The sequence below is a fragment of the Achromobacter sp. Root170 genome, assembly GCF_001428165.1.
GTDB lineage: Bacteria > Pseudomonadota > Gammaproteobacteria > Burkholderiales > Burkholderiaceae_B > Achromobacter > Achromobacter mucicolens.
On sequence record NZ_LMHN01000001.1, the window covers coordinates 618,885 to 633,695 of the forward strand.

A 14,811-nucleotide genomic window follows, 5' to 3' on the forward strand; every position below is an offset into this window, starting at 1 on the left:
ACAAATTGATAATCTCGCGTCCATATTGCTGGGAGTTGAGTCGTTATGTCGGAAACATCTGTCGGGGCGGGCGCGGATCGCGTCCTGTATGTGCTGGCCACCTTGGCCCGGCACGACGGCCCGCTCAGCATTGCCGCGCTGGCCGACAAGACGGGCCTGGCGCAAAGCACGCTGTACCGGCAGATTGCGCTCCTCAAGCGCTGGGGTTTTGTCGCCGAACACGACGGCGAGTACGGACCCGGGCCGCTGTGCGTGCAGCTTGCGTGGGGCTTTGACCAGTCGTCTTTCCTGATTCATGAGGCGCAGCCCGACATGGCTGCGCTTGCCGCATCGTCTGGCGAAACCATCGGACTGCTCGTCGCCGTGAAGGACCAGGCTGTGTGCCTGGACATGGTGGAAAGCCAGCATCCGCTGCGCTGCTCGTTCACCAAGGGCCGCGGACTGCCGCTGGCGCGGGGCGCGTCGGCCAAGTCGCTGCTGGCGTTCATGCCGCAGGCCCGGCTGCAGGCAGCGCTTGCCTACCTGGCCAACGAGGCCGCCGTGGATGCCGACCGGCTGGCGGGCGAGCTAGAGGCCATTCGCGACCAGGGCTATGCCGTGACCGACAGCGAAGTCGACGCCGGCGTCTGGGGCGTCAGCGTGCCGATCTTCCAGCGGCCGAACCAGGCCGTGGCCTCGATCACTCTGATGGCGCCGTCCACCCGCGCCGCGCAGCATCCCGACGCGCTGATCGACATGACCTTGGCAGCCGCCCGCCGCATCTCCGAACGCCTGAAGGCAGCCTGACGCTGCATTGCACACCCTCTTACCTCCCGTCGTACCCACTTCCATAGGACCCACCATGATGAATCGCCGCACTCTGCTGTCCGCCGCTCTGTCCCTGAGCCTCGCCTGCGCCGCCGGCGCCGCGCACGCCCAGGAAACGATCCGCGCCGTCACCGACGCCACCTTCCCGCCGATGGAATTCGTCAAGGACGGCAAGCGCACCGGCTTTGACATCGAACTGGTCGAGGCGCTGGCCGGTGCGATGGGCAAGAAGGTCGAGTGGATCGACATCGACTTCAAGGGCCTGATTCCCGCGCTGCAAGCCGGCCGCGCCGACATCGCGGTGTCCGCCATCTACATCACGCCCGAGCGCAGCAAGGTCGTCGACTTCACCGACCCGTACTACGCGGGCGGTCTGGTGGTCCTGACCAAGGCCGACGGTCCCATCAAGACGCTCAAGGATCTGGAAGGCCGCAAGGTGTCGGTGCAGGTCGGCACGAAATCGGTGAACTACCTGAAGGAGCATTTCCCCAAGGTCCAGCGCGTGGAAGTCGAAAAGAACCAGGAGATGTTCAACCTGGTGCAGATCGGCCGCGCCGATGCCGCGGTGACGGGCAAGCCCGCCGCCAAGCTGTTCGCGCAAAGCACCAATGGCCTGACCGTGCTAAACGAGCAGATCACGACCGAGGACTACGGCATCGCCGTGCCCAAGAACAAGCCTGAGCTCACGCGCGACCTGAACGCCGCGCTGCAGAAGTTGAAGGCTGATGGCAGCTACCAGGCCATCGTCAACAAGTGGTTCGAGGCGCCCGCGAAATGAACCTGGATTTTTCTCCCGTCTTCGCCGACTTCGACGCGCTCTTGCGGGGCGCGGTGGTCACCATCGAGGTGACCGCCGGCGCCTTGCTGCTGGGCTGCGTGATGGGACTGCTGGTCGGTATCGGCAGGCTCAACCCGCAGCGCCGCGTCATTTATCACCTGTGCAGCACCTATCTGCTGTTCTTTCGGGGCACGCCGCTGCTGGTGCAGCTTTTCATCTGGTTCTTCGGGCTGCCTCAGTTCGGCGTGACGCTGCCGGCGTTCGCCTGCGGCGTGCTGGGCCTGGGCATGTACTCCGGGGCCTACGTGTCGGAAATCGTGCGGGGCGCGATCCAGTCGGTGGATCGCGGCCAGACGGAGGCGGCGCGTTCGCTGGGCATGTCGTCCGGCCAGGCCATGCGCATCATCATCCTGCCGCAGGCAGTGGTGCGCATGATCCCGCCGCTGGGCAACGAGTTCATCGCGCTGATCAAGAACTCCGCGCTGGTGTCGCTGTTGACCATTCACGATCTGATGCACGAAGGGCAGAAGATCATCAGCGTGTCTTACCGCTCGCTGGAAACCTACCTGGTGGTGGCATTGATCTATCTGGCCCTGACCACGATCGCCATGGTGATTTTGCGCAAGATCGAACATCACCTGCGCGCTGGAGGAATGGTGCAATGAGCCTCGTCATCGAAGGGCAGGAAATGATCCGCATCCGCGGCCTGCATAAATCCTACGGCGATCACGCCGTCCTGCGCGGCATCGATTTCGATGTGCTGAAGTCGCAAGTGGTCGTGGTCATCGGACCCAGCGGGTCGGGCAAGAGCACCTTGCTGCGTTGCTGCAACGGCCTTGAAGTGGCGCAGCGCGGCACCGTGGACATCTGCGGCCAGACACTGCAGGACAACGGCGCGCTGTTGCCGGAGGCCGAGCTGAACGCGTTGCGCACGCAGGTGGGCATGGTGTTCCAGGGCTTCAATCTGTTCCCGCACCTGTCGGTGCTGGACAACGTGACGGTCGGCCCGCGCACGCTGCTCGGCATGGGCCGCGAAGAGGCCAATGGGCTGGCCGCGGACCTTCTCAACAAGGTGGGCCTGTCGCAGAAAATGGCGGCCATGCCCGCCAGCCTGTCGGGCGGCCAGAAGCAACGCGTGGCCATCGCGCGGGCGCTTGCCATGCAGCCGCAGGTCATGCTGTTTGACGAGCCGACCTCGGCGCTGGACCCGGAATTGGTGGGCGAAGTGCTGCAGGTCATGAAGCTCTTGGCCCGCGAAGGCATGACCATGATGGTCGTGACCCACGAAATGGGCTTTGCCCGCGACGTGGCCGATGTGGTGGCCGTAATGGACGGCGGCGTGATCCTGGAGTCCGGTCCGCCGGACGTGATCTTCACCCAGCCACGCGAGGCCCGCACCCGCGAGTTCCTGCAGGCGGTGCTGAGCGCGAGTCCGGGGGCGGCAGCATGAACGCATCGCAACTGGACAAGAGCGTGTGGAAGGCGCGCGACGACAGCGCCGAGCAGGGCGACACCCGCCGGCTGGCGCATATCGTCGAGCCCGAAGCGGGGCAGGGCGAAATGGGCGAAGCCGTGCTGCTGGGCTTTGCCTGCGATGCGGGCGTGGCGCGCAACCAGGGGCGCGTGGGCGCCGCTGCGGGGCCGGCCGGTATCCGCAAGTACCTGGCGGGCCTGCCGGCGCACGGTCTGACGCGCCTGCTGGATGCCGGCGACGTCGAATGCCACGGCGACAAGCTGGAGGACGCACAGGAGCGCCTGGGCTTGCGTCTGGCCGAACTGATGGGCCGGGGCGCCCGGCCTGTCGTGCTGGGCGGCGGGCATGAAATTGCCTGGGGCAGTTTCCAGGGGTTGGCCCGCTGGCTGGACGCGCGCGGCGACGCCGGCGCCGTGCTGGTGCTGAATCTGGACGCGCACTTCGATCTGCGTACGGGCCGTCCCGGCAGTTCTGGGACGCCGTTCGACCAGATTGCGGCAGACAGCGAGGCGCGCGGGCGCGAACTGCAATACGCCTGCCTGGGCGTCTCGCGGTTGGCCAATACGCCTGCGCTCTACGCCCGCGCCGCGGAAATCGGCGCCGGGTGGGTCGAGGACCGGGACATGCAGGAGCGTCATCTGGAGGCGCGGCTGGCCGACGTGGATGGGTTGCTGGCCAAGGCGCAGCACGTGTATCTGACGATCGACCTGGACGTGCTGCCCGCAGGTGTGATGCCGGGGGTGTCCGCGCCTGCGCCTTACGGGGTGCCGATGGCGGTGGTCGAGGAGATCGTTTTGCGTGTCAAAGCCAGCGGCAAGCTGCGGCTGGCCGACCTGGCGGAATTCAACCCCAAGTTCGACGTCGACGGTCACGGCGCGCGCGCGGCGGCGCGTTTGGCCTGGCAGTTGTTGTCGGCGTGATTCGGAAGCGGTGTCTGACACCCTTGTTGCGATGGTGCAGGCTGTAGACCGTCTCACCAGGGTGTCAGACACCGGGGCAGATGCAGGGCGGATCCTCTTTGCGAGGGCCGCCCTTTTTTATCGGCCGTGGCGTCCCGCGCAGGCTGGACGCGCCCGGTTTCGCGGCTTAGGATAGGTGCAGCTTCCGGCCCCGCCTGCGACCCGTTCGGTATCCGCAACATCTATACGTCCCTATTTAAAAAATTTAGACTTTAAATAGGGACGGTATTAGTTTCGTGGATAAAATGGCGCAACTTTGTCAGGAGAGCATGCTCATGTCTCAAACTCCCACCCATGCCTTGCCGTCTTATCTGAATGCCGAGGACCTCGGCCCCTGGGGTAATTACCTGCAACAAGTCGACCGGGTCACGCCGTACCTCGGTTCCCTGAGCCGGTGGGTCGAGACGCTGAAGCGTCCGAAGCGCTCGCTGATCGTTGATGTGCCGATCGAACTGGATAACGGCACCATCGCCCACTTCGAGGGCTACCGCGTGCAGCACAACGTGTCGCGCGGTCCGGGCAAGGGTGGGGTGCGTTTCCACCAGGACGTCACGCTGTCCGAAGTGATGGCGCTGGCGGCCTGGATGTCGGTCAAGAACGCCGCGGTCAACCTGCCGTACGGCGGCGCCAAGGGCGGCATCCGTGTCGATCCGCGCAAGCTCTCCGCGTCGGAACTCGAACGCATGACCCGCCGCTACACCAGCGAGATCGGCGTCATCATCGGACCGTCCAAGGACATTCCCGCGCCTGACGTGAATACCAACGCCCAGACGATGGCCTGGATGATGGACACGTACTCCATGAACGAAGGCGCCACCGCCACGGGCGTGGTCACGGGCAAGCCGATCGCGCTGGGCGGCAGCCTGGGCCGCGTCGAAGCCACGGGCCGCGGCGTGTTCGTCGTGGCGTGCGAAGCCGCGCGTGACAGGAACATCGATGTGGCCGGCGCACGCGTTGTCGTGCAAGGCTTTGGCAACGTGGGCGGCACCGCCGCCCGCCTGTTCCACGAGGCCGGCGCCAAGGTCATCGCCGCGCAGGACCACACCGGCACCGTTCACAACCCGGCCGGCCTGGACGTGCACAAGCTGCTGTCGCACGTGTCGCAAACCGGCGGCGTGGGCGGCTTCTCGGGTGGCCAGGCGCTGGACAAGAACGAGTTCTGGACGCTGGAAACCGAGTTCCTGATCCCGGCAGCCCTGGAAAGCCAGATCACGGTCGACAACGCCGCCAAGGTGCGCGCCAAGATCGTCGTGGAAGGCGCCAACGGCCCGACCACGCCGGAAGCGGACGACATCCTTGCCGAGAACGGCGTGTACGTGGTGCCCGACGTGCTGGCCAACGCCGGCGGCGTGACGGTCAGCTACTTCGAGTGGGTGCAGGACTTCTCCAGCTTCTTCTGGAGCGAAGAAGAGATCAACCAGCGCCTCGAGCGCCTGATGCGCGAAGCCTACGCGTCGGTGGCGCAGGTGTCGCGCGAGCACAAGGTGACGCTGCGTACCGCCGCGTTCATCGTTGCTTGCACGCGCATCCTGCAGGCCCGCCAGGTGCGTGGCCTGTACCCGTAAAGACTGAACCGGCATGGCGCCTTCGCGGGCGCCATGCCGGAATCGCTCCGCAAGGGGCGATTCCTATTTGTGGTGATGAAAAATGCCGGGCAGATGCCCGGCATTTTTACGTCAAGACCCGGGCTGGCCGAGGCTTCACGATGCCGGCAGCAATTCCGGCTTCAGGATGCCGCGCAGATCCTGGTACGAAATCGTCAGCTCCGGCTCGCCGTGCGAATACGGCGAGATCGAGTAGGCGTCGTACTTGACCACGATGCCATCGCGCGTGATCGCGAAGTTGTCGCTTTCCTGGAAGGGCCACATCTTGTTGTAGGCCGCCGGGTCGCGCTTGGCGTCGGGGTTGCCCGTCAGCCATTTCGCATGCGCGCGCTGCAACGCGGCGACGTATTCGGCGCGGCGTCCCGGGATCAGTGCTTCGTCCAGGCTCATGACGCGGCCGCGGCTGCGTTCCCAGTTCAGGTACTGGGTGGCCGGAATGCCGTGCGCGGCGCCGGTCAGGTACTGTTCCGTGTGCAGTTCGACGGCGACGATGTCGCCCACCGTGTCCTTCACGCTGGCCTTGAAGTAGGTCGCATCACGCGGGCGCGCCGTGGACCAGAAATACTGCGTGTATTCCGACAGCGTCTCGTAGGGGCCGCGGCGATTGGCGTCGGTGCCGGTCATGTAGGCAAGCACGTGGTCCACCAGCGCGGTCAGTTTCGGGATGCCCGGAAACGCCACACTGTCGATTTCGATGCGCGGGCAGTCGCCTTCGCAGCCCGGCTTGCTGGCCGCCCATTTGATGCGTTCGGTGGACAGGTCGCCCAGCTTTTCCGGCGTGGCCGAAGACGAGGCATCGGGCGTTGCCAGGGTGATGTTCGAGGGGGGCGTGCTGCCGCAGCCGGCCAAGGCCAGCAGGGCGGCGCCCAGGATCAGACCGCGTATCGCGCCAGCCGGCGTGAAGCTGCGATTCATGCAATTACCTCCAGAAAACGCAAGGCGCCGTCAGGGCACGACGCCTGTCCAGTCGGCGCGGGAGAATTTTTCGTCCGCCTGCGCCTGCGCGCGCGCCAACGTTTCCGTGCCCACGCTACCCGGGGTCAGACGATGCAGCCCGGCAAAAGTTTCCACCATGCGGTCGATGATGACCTCGCGTGCCAGCCCGGTCTGCGTGCGCAGCGGATCGACGCGCTTCTTGGCGCTGGTGGTGCCCTTGTCGGAAAGCTTCTCGCGCCCGATGCGCAGGACCTCGACCATCTTGTCGGCGTCGATATCGTAGGACATGGTGACGTGATGCAGCACGGCGCCGGCGCGGCGAGCCTGCGCGGCGCCGCCGATCTTGCCGATGTCGGAGGCGATGTCATTGAGCGGCTGATACCAGGCCTTGATGCCCAGGCCCTGCAGCGCGGTCAGCACCCAGGCGTCCAGGAAGGAATACGACTCCTGGAAGCTCATGCCGTGGACCAGCGCCTGCGGCGCGCTCAGCGAATACGTAATGGAGTTGCCCGGCTCGATGAACATCGCGCCGCCGCCGCTCACGCGGCGCACCACTTCGATGCCGTGGCGCTTGGCGCCGTCCGGATCGACTTCGTTCTTCAGGGATTGAAAGCGGCCGATCACGACGGCCGGCGCGGACCATTCCCAGATGCGCAGGGTGGGCGGGCGCTGGCCGGCGCCGACTTCGTCGGTGATGACGGCGTCCAGCGCCATGTGCAGCGCGGGCGGCTGCGGGCCTTCGTGGATCAGCTGCCAGTCGTAATCGTTCCAGTCGGTGCGGCTCATGCCAGCGCCCTCCGCAGCACCACGGCAATGGCTTCGGCCGAGAATCCGAACATTTCGGCGTCGGCCGGCAGGGCCGATTGCACGGCAACCGCCAGCTCCAGTTCGCCGGCGTCCGCGGGCATGCCGTTCAGGCCGCGGTTGATGGCTTCCAGCGCCTCGGGCGGTTCAAGGAAAAAGTCGCCGCTGATGCGTACGTCGGCCAGGCGGCCATCGCGCACTTCCAGATCCGCGACGACCAGCTTGCCGCCGGGGACTTTGTATTCGCCATGCAAAGGCATTGGGCGCTCCTTTCAAATCAGAATCAGACGTTACAGGCTGAGCTTCATGCCGTCATGGCTGGCCTTGAAACCCAGGCTTTCATAGAACCGGCGCGCATCGGGACGCGCGCGGTCGGTGGTGAGCTGGACCAGTTCGCAGCCCTGGATCCGGCATTGTTCGATGGCCCATTCGAACATGGCGTGGCCCAGTCCCGCGCCGCGAAACGCCGAGGCGATGCGCACGCTTTCGATCTGGCCCCGCCACATACCCCGCCGCGACAGGCCGGGTATGAACGATAACTGCAAACAGCCCGCCAGTTGTGAATCCTGCTCAACCACGGCGAGGAATTGGTTGGAATCCTGCTCGATGGCCTCGAAGGCGGCAAGGTAGCGCGGGTTCAGCGGGACCGAGGCGTCCTCGCGGCCTGCGCCCAGGTCGTCATCGGCCAGCATGGCCACGATGGCGGGCAGATCGGCCGCGCGTGCGCGGCGAAAAACGCGTTGCGGGGCAGTCATGGCGTGCTCCTTCGCGGTCAGCGGGCGACGTTCTGGGCGGTCTGGCCGAACAGGATGCGGCGTGAGGCTTCGTCGCTGACCGACGGGGCGGTGTTGATGGTGTCGGCCAGCGCGTAGGCGCGTTGCGTCGCCGGGCGCGCGCGGATGGCTTCGAACCAGCGCTTGAGGTGCGGAAATTCGTTCAGGTCCTGGCTTTGCTTGGCGTGCGGCACGATCCACGGATAGGCCGCCATGTCCGCGATGGAATAGTCGCCCGCGACGAACTCGCGGTCGGCCAGGCGCTTGTTCAGCACGCCATACAGGCGATTGGTTTCCTTGACGTAGCGCTCGATCGCGTAGGTGATGCGTTCCTGCGCGTAGCCGGAAAAGTGGTGGTTCTGGCCGGCCATGGGGCCCAGGCCGCCCATCTGCCAGAAGAGCCACTGCGACACTTCGGTGCGCCCGCGCACGTCGGCGGGCAGGAACTTGCCGGTCTTCTCGGCCAGGTATTGCAGGATGGCGCCGGATTCAAACAACGAGATCGGCGCACCGCCGTCGGCGGGCGCGTGGTCCACGATGGCGGGGATGCGGTTGTTGGGCGCGATGGCCAGGAATTCGGGCTTGAATTGGTCGCCGCGGCCGATGTTGACCGGGTGGATCTTGTAGGGCAGGCCAGTTTCTTCGAGGAACAGTGTGATCTTGTGGCCGTTGGGGGTCGTCCAGTAATAGAGATCGATCATGGGGGTGTCCTGTGAGTCATGGCGCCGCGGGCAAGCGCCCGCGGATGGAAGGGCCATGATAGCGGCGCACACCGGACGGATGCCTGAATAACCGGGGGCCGGATGCGGGTTTCCGCGCAGGGCCCCGGGGCGTCCTGGGCTCAGACCGCGCCCGGACGCGGGCTGCGCGGCAACCGCCACGTCCAGTTCAGGCTGACTGCGGCGGCGGCCAGGAAGATCAGCGCCACGCCCGCGATCTGCGAGGCGTCCATGCGGTGGCCGTAGACTACGAAGTCGAGCAGGATGGCGACGGCGGGATAGATGAAGCTGAGCGCCGCGGTGGACGTGGTGGGCAGCTTCTGGATGGCCGAGTACATCAGGATGTACATGAGGCACGTGTGGATGAGACCCAGCGCCACCAGGTATCCCCATTGCACAGGCTGGGCGGGCAGGGCATTGAAGTCGGCCATCGGCAGCAGCATCACCGCGCCCAGCGTCACCTGCACCAGCGCCAGCACCTGCGGGGGGATGCCCTTCAGGCGCTTTACGATGATGGCGGTGATGCCGTACAACGCGGCCGCGCCCAGGCCCAGCATCAGACCCGTCAGATAGGCGCCGCCGCCCGCCGCGCCGCCATCGCTCAGACGCAGCACCAGCAGCAGCCCGGCGAACGCCACGAGGGACCACGCCACCTTGCCGCGCGAGGGGCGCTCGCCCAGGAACAGCACGCCCAGCCCGATCAGGAAGAACGGCTGCACGTTGTAGACCGCGGTGGCCAGCGAAATGGACGCCAGCCGATAGGCCGAGAACAGCAGCACCCAGTTCAGCACCAGCGCGGCGCCGGCGGCCAGCGCCAGGGCCAGCGTTTTCGGGGTAAAAAGTCCCGGCTTGAGCAAGCCGCGCGCCCAGCAGTACAGAAAGAGCGACAGGGCGCCGAACACGCAGCGAAAGAATACGACGTTCCAGGCGCTTTGCCCGGACTCCAGAACGAAGACGCCGAGCGTGCCCGACAGGGTCATTGCGGCCGCCATCTGCGCGAGGCCCGTGCGTTCGGTCGAGGGGATCATGGTGGTTCTCCAAAGGCCATCTGGCCAGGAATTCGATGGAGAAATTATCCCAGGCGGTTTCATCCGCTTATATGATGTTGCCGTGGCACTTTCGCGATTCAACCTTGCTTTGGGTGGAATTTATGCAGAACGACCTAAAAAATGAAAGTCCGGTTTTGGATGGGATCGACCGCCGTCTCGTGGAGATGCTGTCTGCCAATGCGCGCACCACCACGGCCGACCTGGCGCGGCAGGTGGGCATGTCGGCGCCCAGCGTCGCCGATCGCATGCGGCGGCTCGAGGAATCCGGCGTAATTCGCGCATACACGCTGGACGTGGATCCGGTGGCGCTGGGTTATTCGCTGGAGGCCGTTGTGCGCATCCGTCCATTGCCCGGGCAGTTGCGCCATGTCGAGGGCCTGATCCAGCAGATCCCGGAATTCGTGGAGTGCGACAAGGTAACGGGCGATGATTGCTTCATCGCCCGCATGGTGCTCCGGTCCATCACGCACCTGGACGGCATCCTGGAGCGGGTGACCGAATTTGCCGAGACCAACACCGCCATCGTCAAGTCGCACACGGTGCGCCGGCGGCTGCCGCCGCTGCGTTAGACGGGGGCGGACAGGGCCGCGGTGATGTCGTCGCGCAGGCTGGCCGGCGTGTCGGTGGGCGCGTAGCGCTTGATCACGCGGCCGTCGCGCCCGACCAGGAACTTGGTGAAGTTCCACTTGATGCCTTCGGTGCCGAAGACGCCCGGCTTTTCGCCCTTGAGCCATTGGTACAGCGGGTGGGCGTTCGGGCCGTTGACATCGATCTTGGCAAAGAGCGGAAAGGTGATGTCGTACTGGGTGCTGCAGAAATTGCGGATCTCGGCCTCGTCGCCGGGCTCCTGGTGGCCGAACTGGTCGCACGGAAAACCGAGCACGGTCAGGCCGTCGTCGTGGAACGCGCGGTAAAGCTCTTCCAGACCGGCATACTGCGGCGTGAACCCGCATTTGGAGGCAACGTTCACCACCAGCAGCACGCGGCCGCGGTATGTCTCTAGGGACTGTTCCGTGCCGTCGATGGCACGGGCGGAGAAATCATGGATTGTGCTCATGCGGGCTCCTGGAATCGGGCGTCGTCCGCGCGTCGGCGCGGGCGTTGAGGCAGACTTTGGAGTGTAGCGCCGCAGACGCGCGTGGGGGCTTTGCGGCGCCGCGGCAGGGCCCGGCCTATGATGCGGGTTTACCGAAGACGCTGGAAAGGAGGGGCCGCATGGAAGGAATGATCGAGCGACTGGAGGCGATGCTGGCCAAGGGCACCGACAATCTGCTGCTGCGGTTTTCGCTTGGCAAGGCCTACGCGGAACAGGAACGCTTTGCCGAGGCCTGCACCCATCTGCGCGCGGCGCTGGCTTTCGATCCCACTTATTCGGTTGCCTGGAAATGGCTGGGCAAGGCCTGCCTCGGGCTGAATGACAAGCCCAGCGCCCGCGCCGCCTGGGAGTCCGGGCTGGCGGCGGCCCAGGCGCGGGGAGATCAGCAGGTCGTCAAGGAATTGCAGGTGTTCATCAAGCGCCTGGACAAGGAAGCGTCCGCGGGCGCCTGAGTCTTTCGGGGTTCCCTGGCAGTGCTGCGGCCGGAGCCGGTGCGCTGGCCACGCGGAAGACCTCGATGGCGTGACGCAGGCGGGCGCCATCCGTGCGCAGGTTGGCAACCGCCTTGGCGGCCTGTTCGACGCGCGCGGCGTTGCCCTGTGCGGCGCTGTCGGTTTCAGAGATCGTGCGGCTGACCGTGTCGATGCCCGCGTGCTGGTCGGTCGAGGTGGCGGCGATCTCGTTGATGATGCGCGTGACCTTTTGCACCGATTCCACGATATCGCGCATGCTGGCGCCAGCCCGCTCGACATTCCGCACGCCTTCGCCGACCCGCGCGTCCGAGCTTTCGATCAACGCCTTGATCTCGCGGGCGGCGGTGGCGCTTTTCTGGGCAAGGCCGCGCACTTCGCTGGCCACCACCGCGAATCCCTTGCCGGCCTCGCCGGCGCGCGCGGCTTCGACGGCGGCATTGAGCGCAAGGATGTTGGTCTGGAAGGCAATGCCGTCGATGATGCCCACGACCTCGGCAATGCGCGATGAGCTTTGGACGATGCCTTGCATAGCGTGCGCGGCCTCGTCGACCACATTGCCGCCACGCCGGGCGAGGTCGCTGGCCTGGTTTGCCATGGCGTCGGCATCCTGCGCGTTGGCGGCATTTTGCTTCACGGTGACAGCCAATTGCGCCATGCTGGCCGCCGCCTGTTCCAGCGACGCCGCCTGGCGCCCGGTGTGGGCCGAGAGGTCCGCGTTGCCTTGCGCGATGTCGGCGGCCGACTGCAGGGCGTTCTCGATGCCGCCGTGCACGTCGCGCGTGATGCTGACCAGGCTTTTGCGCATGACTTCCAGGGAAAACTTCAGCTCGCCGATCTCGTCCCCGGTCAGGGCGCCGGGCAGCGGTGTGCTCAGGTTGCCCGCGGCGATCTGGCGCGTGAAGTCGGTGGCCGCGCCCAGCAGCCCGGCGATTGCGCGCGCAAAGCCCCAGCCCGACGCGAAGATCAGTGCGACGCCGCCCGCGGTCAGCGCCACGGCCGCGGCCAGGGCGCTGCTGCTCAGGCGGTCGTGCATGCCGTAGATGGCCGCGCCGGCCGCGCCGATGAACAGCGAGGCGGACAGCACCGCCCACGCCAAGAGGCGCGAACGCACGCCGGTCAGGCGCCAGAGTTTGAGCCGCGCCAGGACGCCGCGCACCCCGGCCGGTTTGACCTGGCCGCCGCACAGCCGGATGCCGCGCGCCGTGCCCAGACGCAGGGTGGCATAAACGGCTTCGGCCGTTTCGATCTGCTGGCGGGTCGGCTTGACCCGTACCGAGGCATAACAGACGGTGGTGCCGCGTTCCACGATGGGCGTGACGTTGGCCAGCACCCAATAGAAGCCGCCGTCCTTGCGGCGGTTCTTGACCATGCCTGTCCACGATTCGCCGCGCTGGATGGTGCCCCAGAGGTCTTCGAAGGCGGCCGACGGCATGTCGGGATGGCGCACGATGTTGTGCGGCGCGCCGACCAGTTCCTCGCGAGAAAAGCCGCTTGCGTGAACAAACGCCGGATTGGCGTAGATGATCCGGCCGCGCGAGTCCGTGCGGGAGATCAGGTATTGCTCGTCGCGGAGTACGTATTCCGTGTCGTTGACCGGCTGGTTGTTGCGCATGCGTCGCTCGTCCTGTGATGGGCGAGGGCATCATCGGGGACTGGCGCGGCGGCGGCGTTGATGTACGTCAACGCCGCCACAGGTCGACGCGCTTACGCGGCGGGCAGGTTGCCAAAGGCTTCAAGCGCCCGCAGCCGGCTTTGCGCCAGATCCACGATCGGTTCCGGATAGCCCGCGGCGGCTCGTTCCATGGGATTCGGATCGTGGATGGCCTTGTCGTCCAGATGCGCCAATTCAGGCAGCCATTCGCGCAAAAACACGCCGCGCGGGTCGAATTTGCGGGACTGCGACAGCGGATTGAAGACGCGGAAGTAGGGCACCGCGTCGGCGCCCGTGGAGGCGCTCCATTGCCAGCCGCCGTTGTTGGCGGCCAGGTCGCCGTCCACAAGCTGCGACATGAACCAGGCCTCGCCCAGGCGCCAGTCGATGAGCAGGTTCTTGGACAGGAACATCGCCGTCACCATGCGCAGCCGGTTGTGCATCCAGCCCAGCGCCTGCAACTGGCGCATGGCGGCGTCCACGATGGGGATGCCGGTCTTGCCCTGCTGCCAGGCTGCCAGGTCGTCGGGCGCGTCGCGCCAGGGCACGGCCGCCGTCTCCGGCTTCATGGGCTGGTGCATGGACAGGGCGGGGTAGGCCGCCAGCAGGTGCAGGTAGAACTCGCGCCACAGCAGTTCGTTGATCCACGTGGCGGCGCCGGCCTTGCCGCTGTCGATCTCGCCCTGGTTGGCCGCCAGCGCGGCGCGCAGGGCCTGGCCGGGAGACAGGACGCCCGCGGCAAAGTAAGGCGACAGGCAACTGGTGGCGGGCAGCGAGGGGAAATCGCGCTCGTCCTTGTAGGCGAAGATCGCCTCGTCGGCAAAGGCGGCCAGCCGGTCGCTGGCGGCAGCTTCACCGGCGGGCCAGAGCGCCCGGACGGCGTCGCTGGGCGCGTCGAACCCGTCGAACGATTCCGGCAGCGGATCGGACTTCCAGCGCGGCGGCGTCTGGGCGCGAGGCGCGGGAATGGGCCGCACCGGCGCGCTGCGCAGGCGCTCGCGGCAGGTGCGTGCATAGGGCGTGTAGACGCGATAGCAATCGCCCTTGCCGGTCAGCACGGTGCCGGGGCGCAGCAGCGTCGCGCCGTGGTGCACCGTCCACTCGATGCCGATGCCGGCCAGCGCGGCCGCGACGGCATCGTCCCGGCGGCGTTCGTTGACGCCCCACTCGGCGTTGACGTGGACCGCTTCGATGGCGTGTTCCTGGCAGAACGCGGCCACGGCCCGCGGTGCGTCGCGCCAGTCGTCAACGGTCAGCAGCTTGAGCGGAATGCCGGCCTGTCCCAGGTCTTGGGACAGCTCGCGCAGGTTGCGCAGCCAGAAATCCACCTTGGCCGGGGCGTCGCCATGCTGGCGCCATTGTCCGGGCGCGGCCAGGAAAAGCGCGGTGACCGTGCCGGCCTCGGCCGCCGCGGCCAGCGCGGCGTTGTCGTGCATGCGCAGGTCGGTGCGCAGCCAGAGCAGCGTGTTCATGGGGAAGCTCCAGGGACAGGGGCCGGGCGGCGCGCCGGCGAGGCTGCGATTCTATCCCGAGCACGCGCGCGGCCCGGGGCGAAAGCGCCTGGAAGACGATGTAAAAACTACGAGGAGATGTGACCGGTGTTGCACTGCAACCCGTCGCGGCGGCTGGTTGGCAGGGGCAGGGGCCAGACGGCCCCCGAACGCCAAAACGCCCGGCATTGGCCGTCA

Annotated in this window: 17 protein-coding genes; 8 read left to right on the forward strand and 9 right to left on the reverse strand. The window is 66.5% G+C overall.

From position 1 onward, the window contains the following. Positions 1-45: 45 nt before the first annotated feature. The 6 genes from ASD87_RS02805 (at position 46) to ASD87_RS02830 (ending at position 5,583) form a co-directional block, all read left to right on the forward strand. Positions 46-786 carry an IclR family transcriptional regulator gene (locus ASD87_RS02805; protein WP_056316863.1) on the forward strand — a complete coding sequence of 247 codons (741 nt, stop codon included), beginning with the start codon at positions 46-48 and terminating at the stop codon, positions 784-786. Between the two features lie 55 nt (positions 787-841). After that, a complete protein-coding gene (locus tag ASD87_RS02810; RefSeq protein WP_056316864.1) occupies positions 842-1,585 on the forward strand; it encodes a transporter substrate-binding domain-containing protein in 744 nt (247 codons plus the stop codon). Next, positions 1,582-2,250 (forward strand): amino acid ABC transporter permease, encoded by a 669-nt coding sequence (locus ASD87_RS02815; RefSeq protein ID WP_056316867.1) that lies wholly within the window; start codon positions 1,582-1,584, stop codon positions 2,248-2,250. The genes ASD87_RS02810 and ASD87_RS02815 overlap by 4 nt, the downstream gene beginning before the upstream one ends. Then, entirely contained in the window at positions 2,247-3,035 is a 789-nt protein-coding gene (locus tag ASD87_RS02820) for an amino acid ABC transporter ATP-binding protein (protein ID WP_056316871.1), read from the forward strand. Before ASD87_RS02815 ends, ASD87_RS02820 begins: the two co-directional genes overlap by 4 nt. Continuing rightward, positions 3,032-3,979, forward strand: a complete 948-nt coding sequence (hutG, locus tag ASD87_RS02825; RefSeq protein WP_056316872.1) for a formimidoylglutamase — start codon at positions 3,032-3,034, stop codon at positions 3,977-3,979. The genes ASD87_RS02820 and hutG overlap by 4 nt, the downstream gene beginning before the upstream one ends. A gap of 314 nt (positions 3,980-4,293) precedes the next feature. Beyond that, entirely contained in the window at positions 4,294-5,583 is a 1,290-nt protein-coding gene (locus ASD87_RS02830; RefSeq protein WP_056316875.1) for a Glu/Leu/Phe/Val dehydrogenase, read from the forward strand. A gap of 135 nt (positions 5,584-5,718) precedes the next feature. Here the strand turns inward: ASD87_RS02830 and ASD87_RS02835 are convergent, their stop codons facing one another. The 6 genes from ASD87_RS02835 to ASD87_RS02860 all read right to left on the reverse strand — a co-directional run bounded on the left by ASD87_RS02835 (position 5,719) and on the right by ASD87_RS02860 (position 9,882). Then, a complete protein-coding gene (locus ASD87_RS02835) occupies positions 5,719-6,537 on the reverse strand; it encodes an RsiV family protein (RefSeq protein WP_056316876.1) in 819 nt (272 codons plus the stop codon). Between the two features lie 30 nt (positions 6,538-6,567). Beyond that, positions 6,568-7,344: a biotin/lipoate A/B protein ligase family protein gene (locus ASD87_RS02840; protein WP_056316878.1), complete on the reverse strand. Its 777-nt coding sequence runs from the start codon at positions 7,342-7,344 to the stop codon at positions 6,568-6,570. After that, positions 7,341-7,616, reverse strand: a complete 276-nt coding sequence (locus ASD87_RS26830; RefSeq protein ID WP_056318682.1) for a lipoate protein ligase C-terminal domain-containing protein — start codon at positions 7,614-7,616, stop codon at positions 7,341-7,343. The genes ASD87_RS02840 and ASD87_RS26830 overlap by 4 nt, the downstream gene beginning before the upstream one ends. A 36-nt stretch (positions 7,617-7,652) precedes the next feature. Beyond that, positions 7,653-8,117 (reverse strand): GNAT family N-acetyltransferase, encoded by a 465-nt coding sequence (locus ASD87_RS02850; protein ID WP_056316881.1) that lies wholly within the window; start codon positions 8,115-8,117, stop codon positions 7,653-7,655. Between the two features lie 17 nt (positions 8,118-8,134). Beyond that, positions 8,135-8,836, reverse strand: a complete 702-nt coding sequence (locus tag ASD87_RS02855) for a glutathione S-transferase N-terminal domain-containing protein (protein WP_056316884.1) — start codon at positions 8,834-8,836, stop codon at positions 8,135-8,137. 140 nt (positions 8,837-8,976) lie between these two features. Then, the gene (locus tag ASD87_RS02860) at positions 8,977-9,882 is read right to left on the reverse strand and encodes a DMT family transporter (protein ID WP_056316885.1); all 906 of its coding nucleotides are present in this window, start codon (positions 9,880-9,882) and stop codon (positions 8,977-8,979) included. A 122-nt stretch (positions 9,883-10,004) separates the two neighbouring features. Here ASD87_RS02860 and ASD87_RS02865 point away from each other — a divergent pair, with 122 nt between their 5' ends. Next, positions 10,005-10,472: an Lrp/AsnC family transcriptional regulator gene (locus ASD87_RS02865; RefSeq protein WP_056318685.1), complete on the forward strand. Its 468-nt coding sequence runs from the start codon at positions 10,005-10,007 to the stop codon at positions 10,470-10,472. Here the strand turns inward: ASD87_RS02865 and ASD87_RS02870 are convergent. Further along, a complete protein-coding gene (locus tag ASD87_RS02870; protein WP_056316888.1) occupies positions 10,469-10,960 on the reverse strand; it encodes a glutathione peroxidase in 492 nt (163 codons plus the stop codon). The two genes, ASD87_RS02865 and ASD87_RS02870, sit on opposite strands and share 4 nt — an antisense overlap. 158 nt (positions 10,961-11,118) lie before the next feature. Between ASD87_RS02870 and ASD87_RS02875 the strand changes: the two genes are divergently transcribed. Further along, the gene (locus ASD87_RS02875) at positions 11,119-11,451 is read left to right on the forward strand and encodes a tetratricopeptide repeat protein (RefSeq protein WP_082586181.1); all 333 of its coding nucleotides are present in this window, start codon (positions 11,119-11,121) and stop codon (positions 11,449-11,451) included. On the opposite strand, the gene ASD87_RS02880 is transcribed toward ASD87_RS02875, so the two are convergent. Both ASD87_RS02880 and phrB read right to left on the reverse strand, forming a co-directional pair. Further along, complete coding sequence (locus ASD87_RS02880; protein WP_056316890.1) at positions 11,414-13,084, reverse strand: PAS domain-containing methyl-accepting chemotaxis protein; 1,671 nt, start codon at positions 13,082-13,084, stop codon at positions 11,414-11,416. The genes ASD87_RS02875 and ASD87_RS02880 overlap by 38 nt on opposite strands. Positions 13,085-13,176: 92 nt before the next feature. Next, on the reverse strand, positions 13,177-14,595 hold the full coding sequence (gene phrB / locus ASD87_RS02885) for a deoxyribodipyrimidine photo-lyase (protein ID WP_056316892.1): 1,419 nt from the start codon (positions 14,593-14,595) through the stop codon (positions 13,177-13,179). Positions 14,596-14,811: the final 216 nt, after the last annotated feature.

Bases quoted from the DNA above. Each gene is read 5' to 3' on its own strand.
- ASD87_RS02805 (WP_056316863.1), top strand. From the start codon at position 46: ATGTCGGAAACATCTGTCGGGGCGGGCGCGGATCGCGTCCTGTATGTG.
- ASD87_RS02810 (WP_056316864.1), top strand. From the start codon at position 842: ATGATGAATCGCCGCACTCTGCTGTCCGCCGCTCTGTCCCTGAGCCTC.
- ASD87_RS02815 (WP_056316867.1), top strand. From the start codon at position 1,582: ATGAACCTGGATTTTTCTCCCGTCTTCGCCGACTTCGACGCGCTCTTG.
- ASD87_RS02820 (WP_056316871.1), top strand. From the start codon at position 2,247: ATGAGCCTCGTCATCGAAGGGCAGGAAATGATCCGCATCCGCGGCCTG.
- hutG (WP_056316872.1), top strand. From the start codon at position 3,032: ATGAACGCATCGCAACTGGACAAGAGCGTGTGGAAGGCGCGCGACGAC.
- ASD87_RS02830 (WP_056316875.1), top strand. From the start codon at position 4,294: ATGTCTCAAACTCCCACCCATGCCTTGCCGTCTTATCTGAATGCCGAG.
- ASD87_RS02835 (WP_056316876.1), bottom strand. From the start codon at position 6,537: ATGAATCGCAGCTTCACGCCGGCTGGCGCGATACGCGGTCTGATCCTG.
- ASD87_RS02840 (WP_056316878.1), bottom strand. From the start codon at position 7,344: ATGAGCCGCACCGACTGGAACGATTACGACTGGCAGCTGATCCACGAA.
- ASD87_RS02850 (WP_056316881.1), bottom strand. From the start codon at position 8,117: ATGACTGCCCCGCAACGCGTTTTTCGCCGCGCACGCGCGGCCGATCTG.
- ASD87_RS02855 (WP_056316884.1), bottom strand. From the start codon at position 8,836: ATGATCGATCTCTATTACTGGACGACCCCCAACGGCCACAAGATCACA.
- ASD87_RS02860 (WP_056316885.1), bottom strand. From the start codon at position 9,882: ATGATCCCCTCGACCGAACGCACGGGCCTCGCGCAGATGGCGGCCGCA.
- ASD87_RS02865 (WP_056318685.1), top strand. From the start codon at position 10,005: ATGCAGAACGACCTAAAAAATGAAAGTCCGGTTTTGGATGGGATCGAC.
- ASD87_RS02870 (WP_056316888.1), bottom strand. From the start codon at position 10,960: ATGAGCACAATCCATGATTTCTCCGCCCGTGCCATCGACGGCACGGAA.
- ASD87_RS02875 (WP_082586181.1), top strand. From the start codon at position 11,119: ATGGAAGGAATGATCGAGCGACTGGAGGCGATGCTGGCCAAGGGCACC.
- ASD87_RS02880 (WP_056316890.1), bottom strand. From the start codon at position 13,084: ATGCGCAACAACCAGCCGGTCAACGACACGGAATACGTACTCCGCGAC.
- phrB (WP_056316892.1), bottom strand. From the start codon at position 14,595: ATGAACACGCTGCTCTGGCTGCGCACCGACCTGCGCATGCACGACAAC.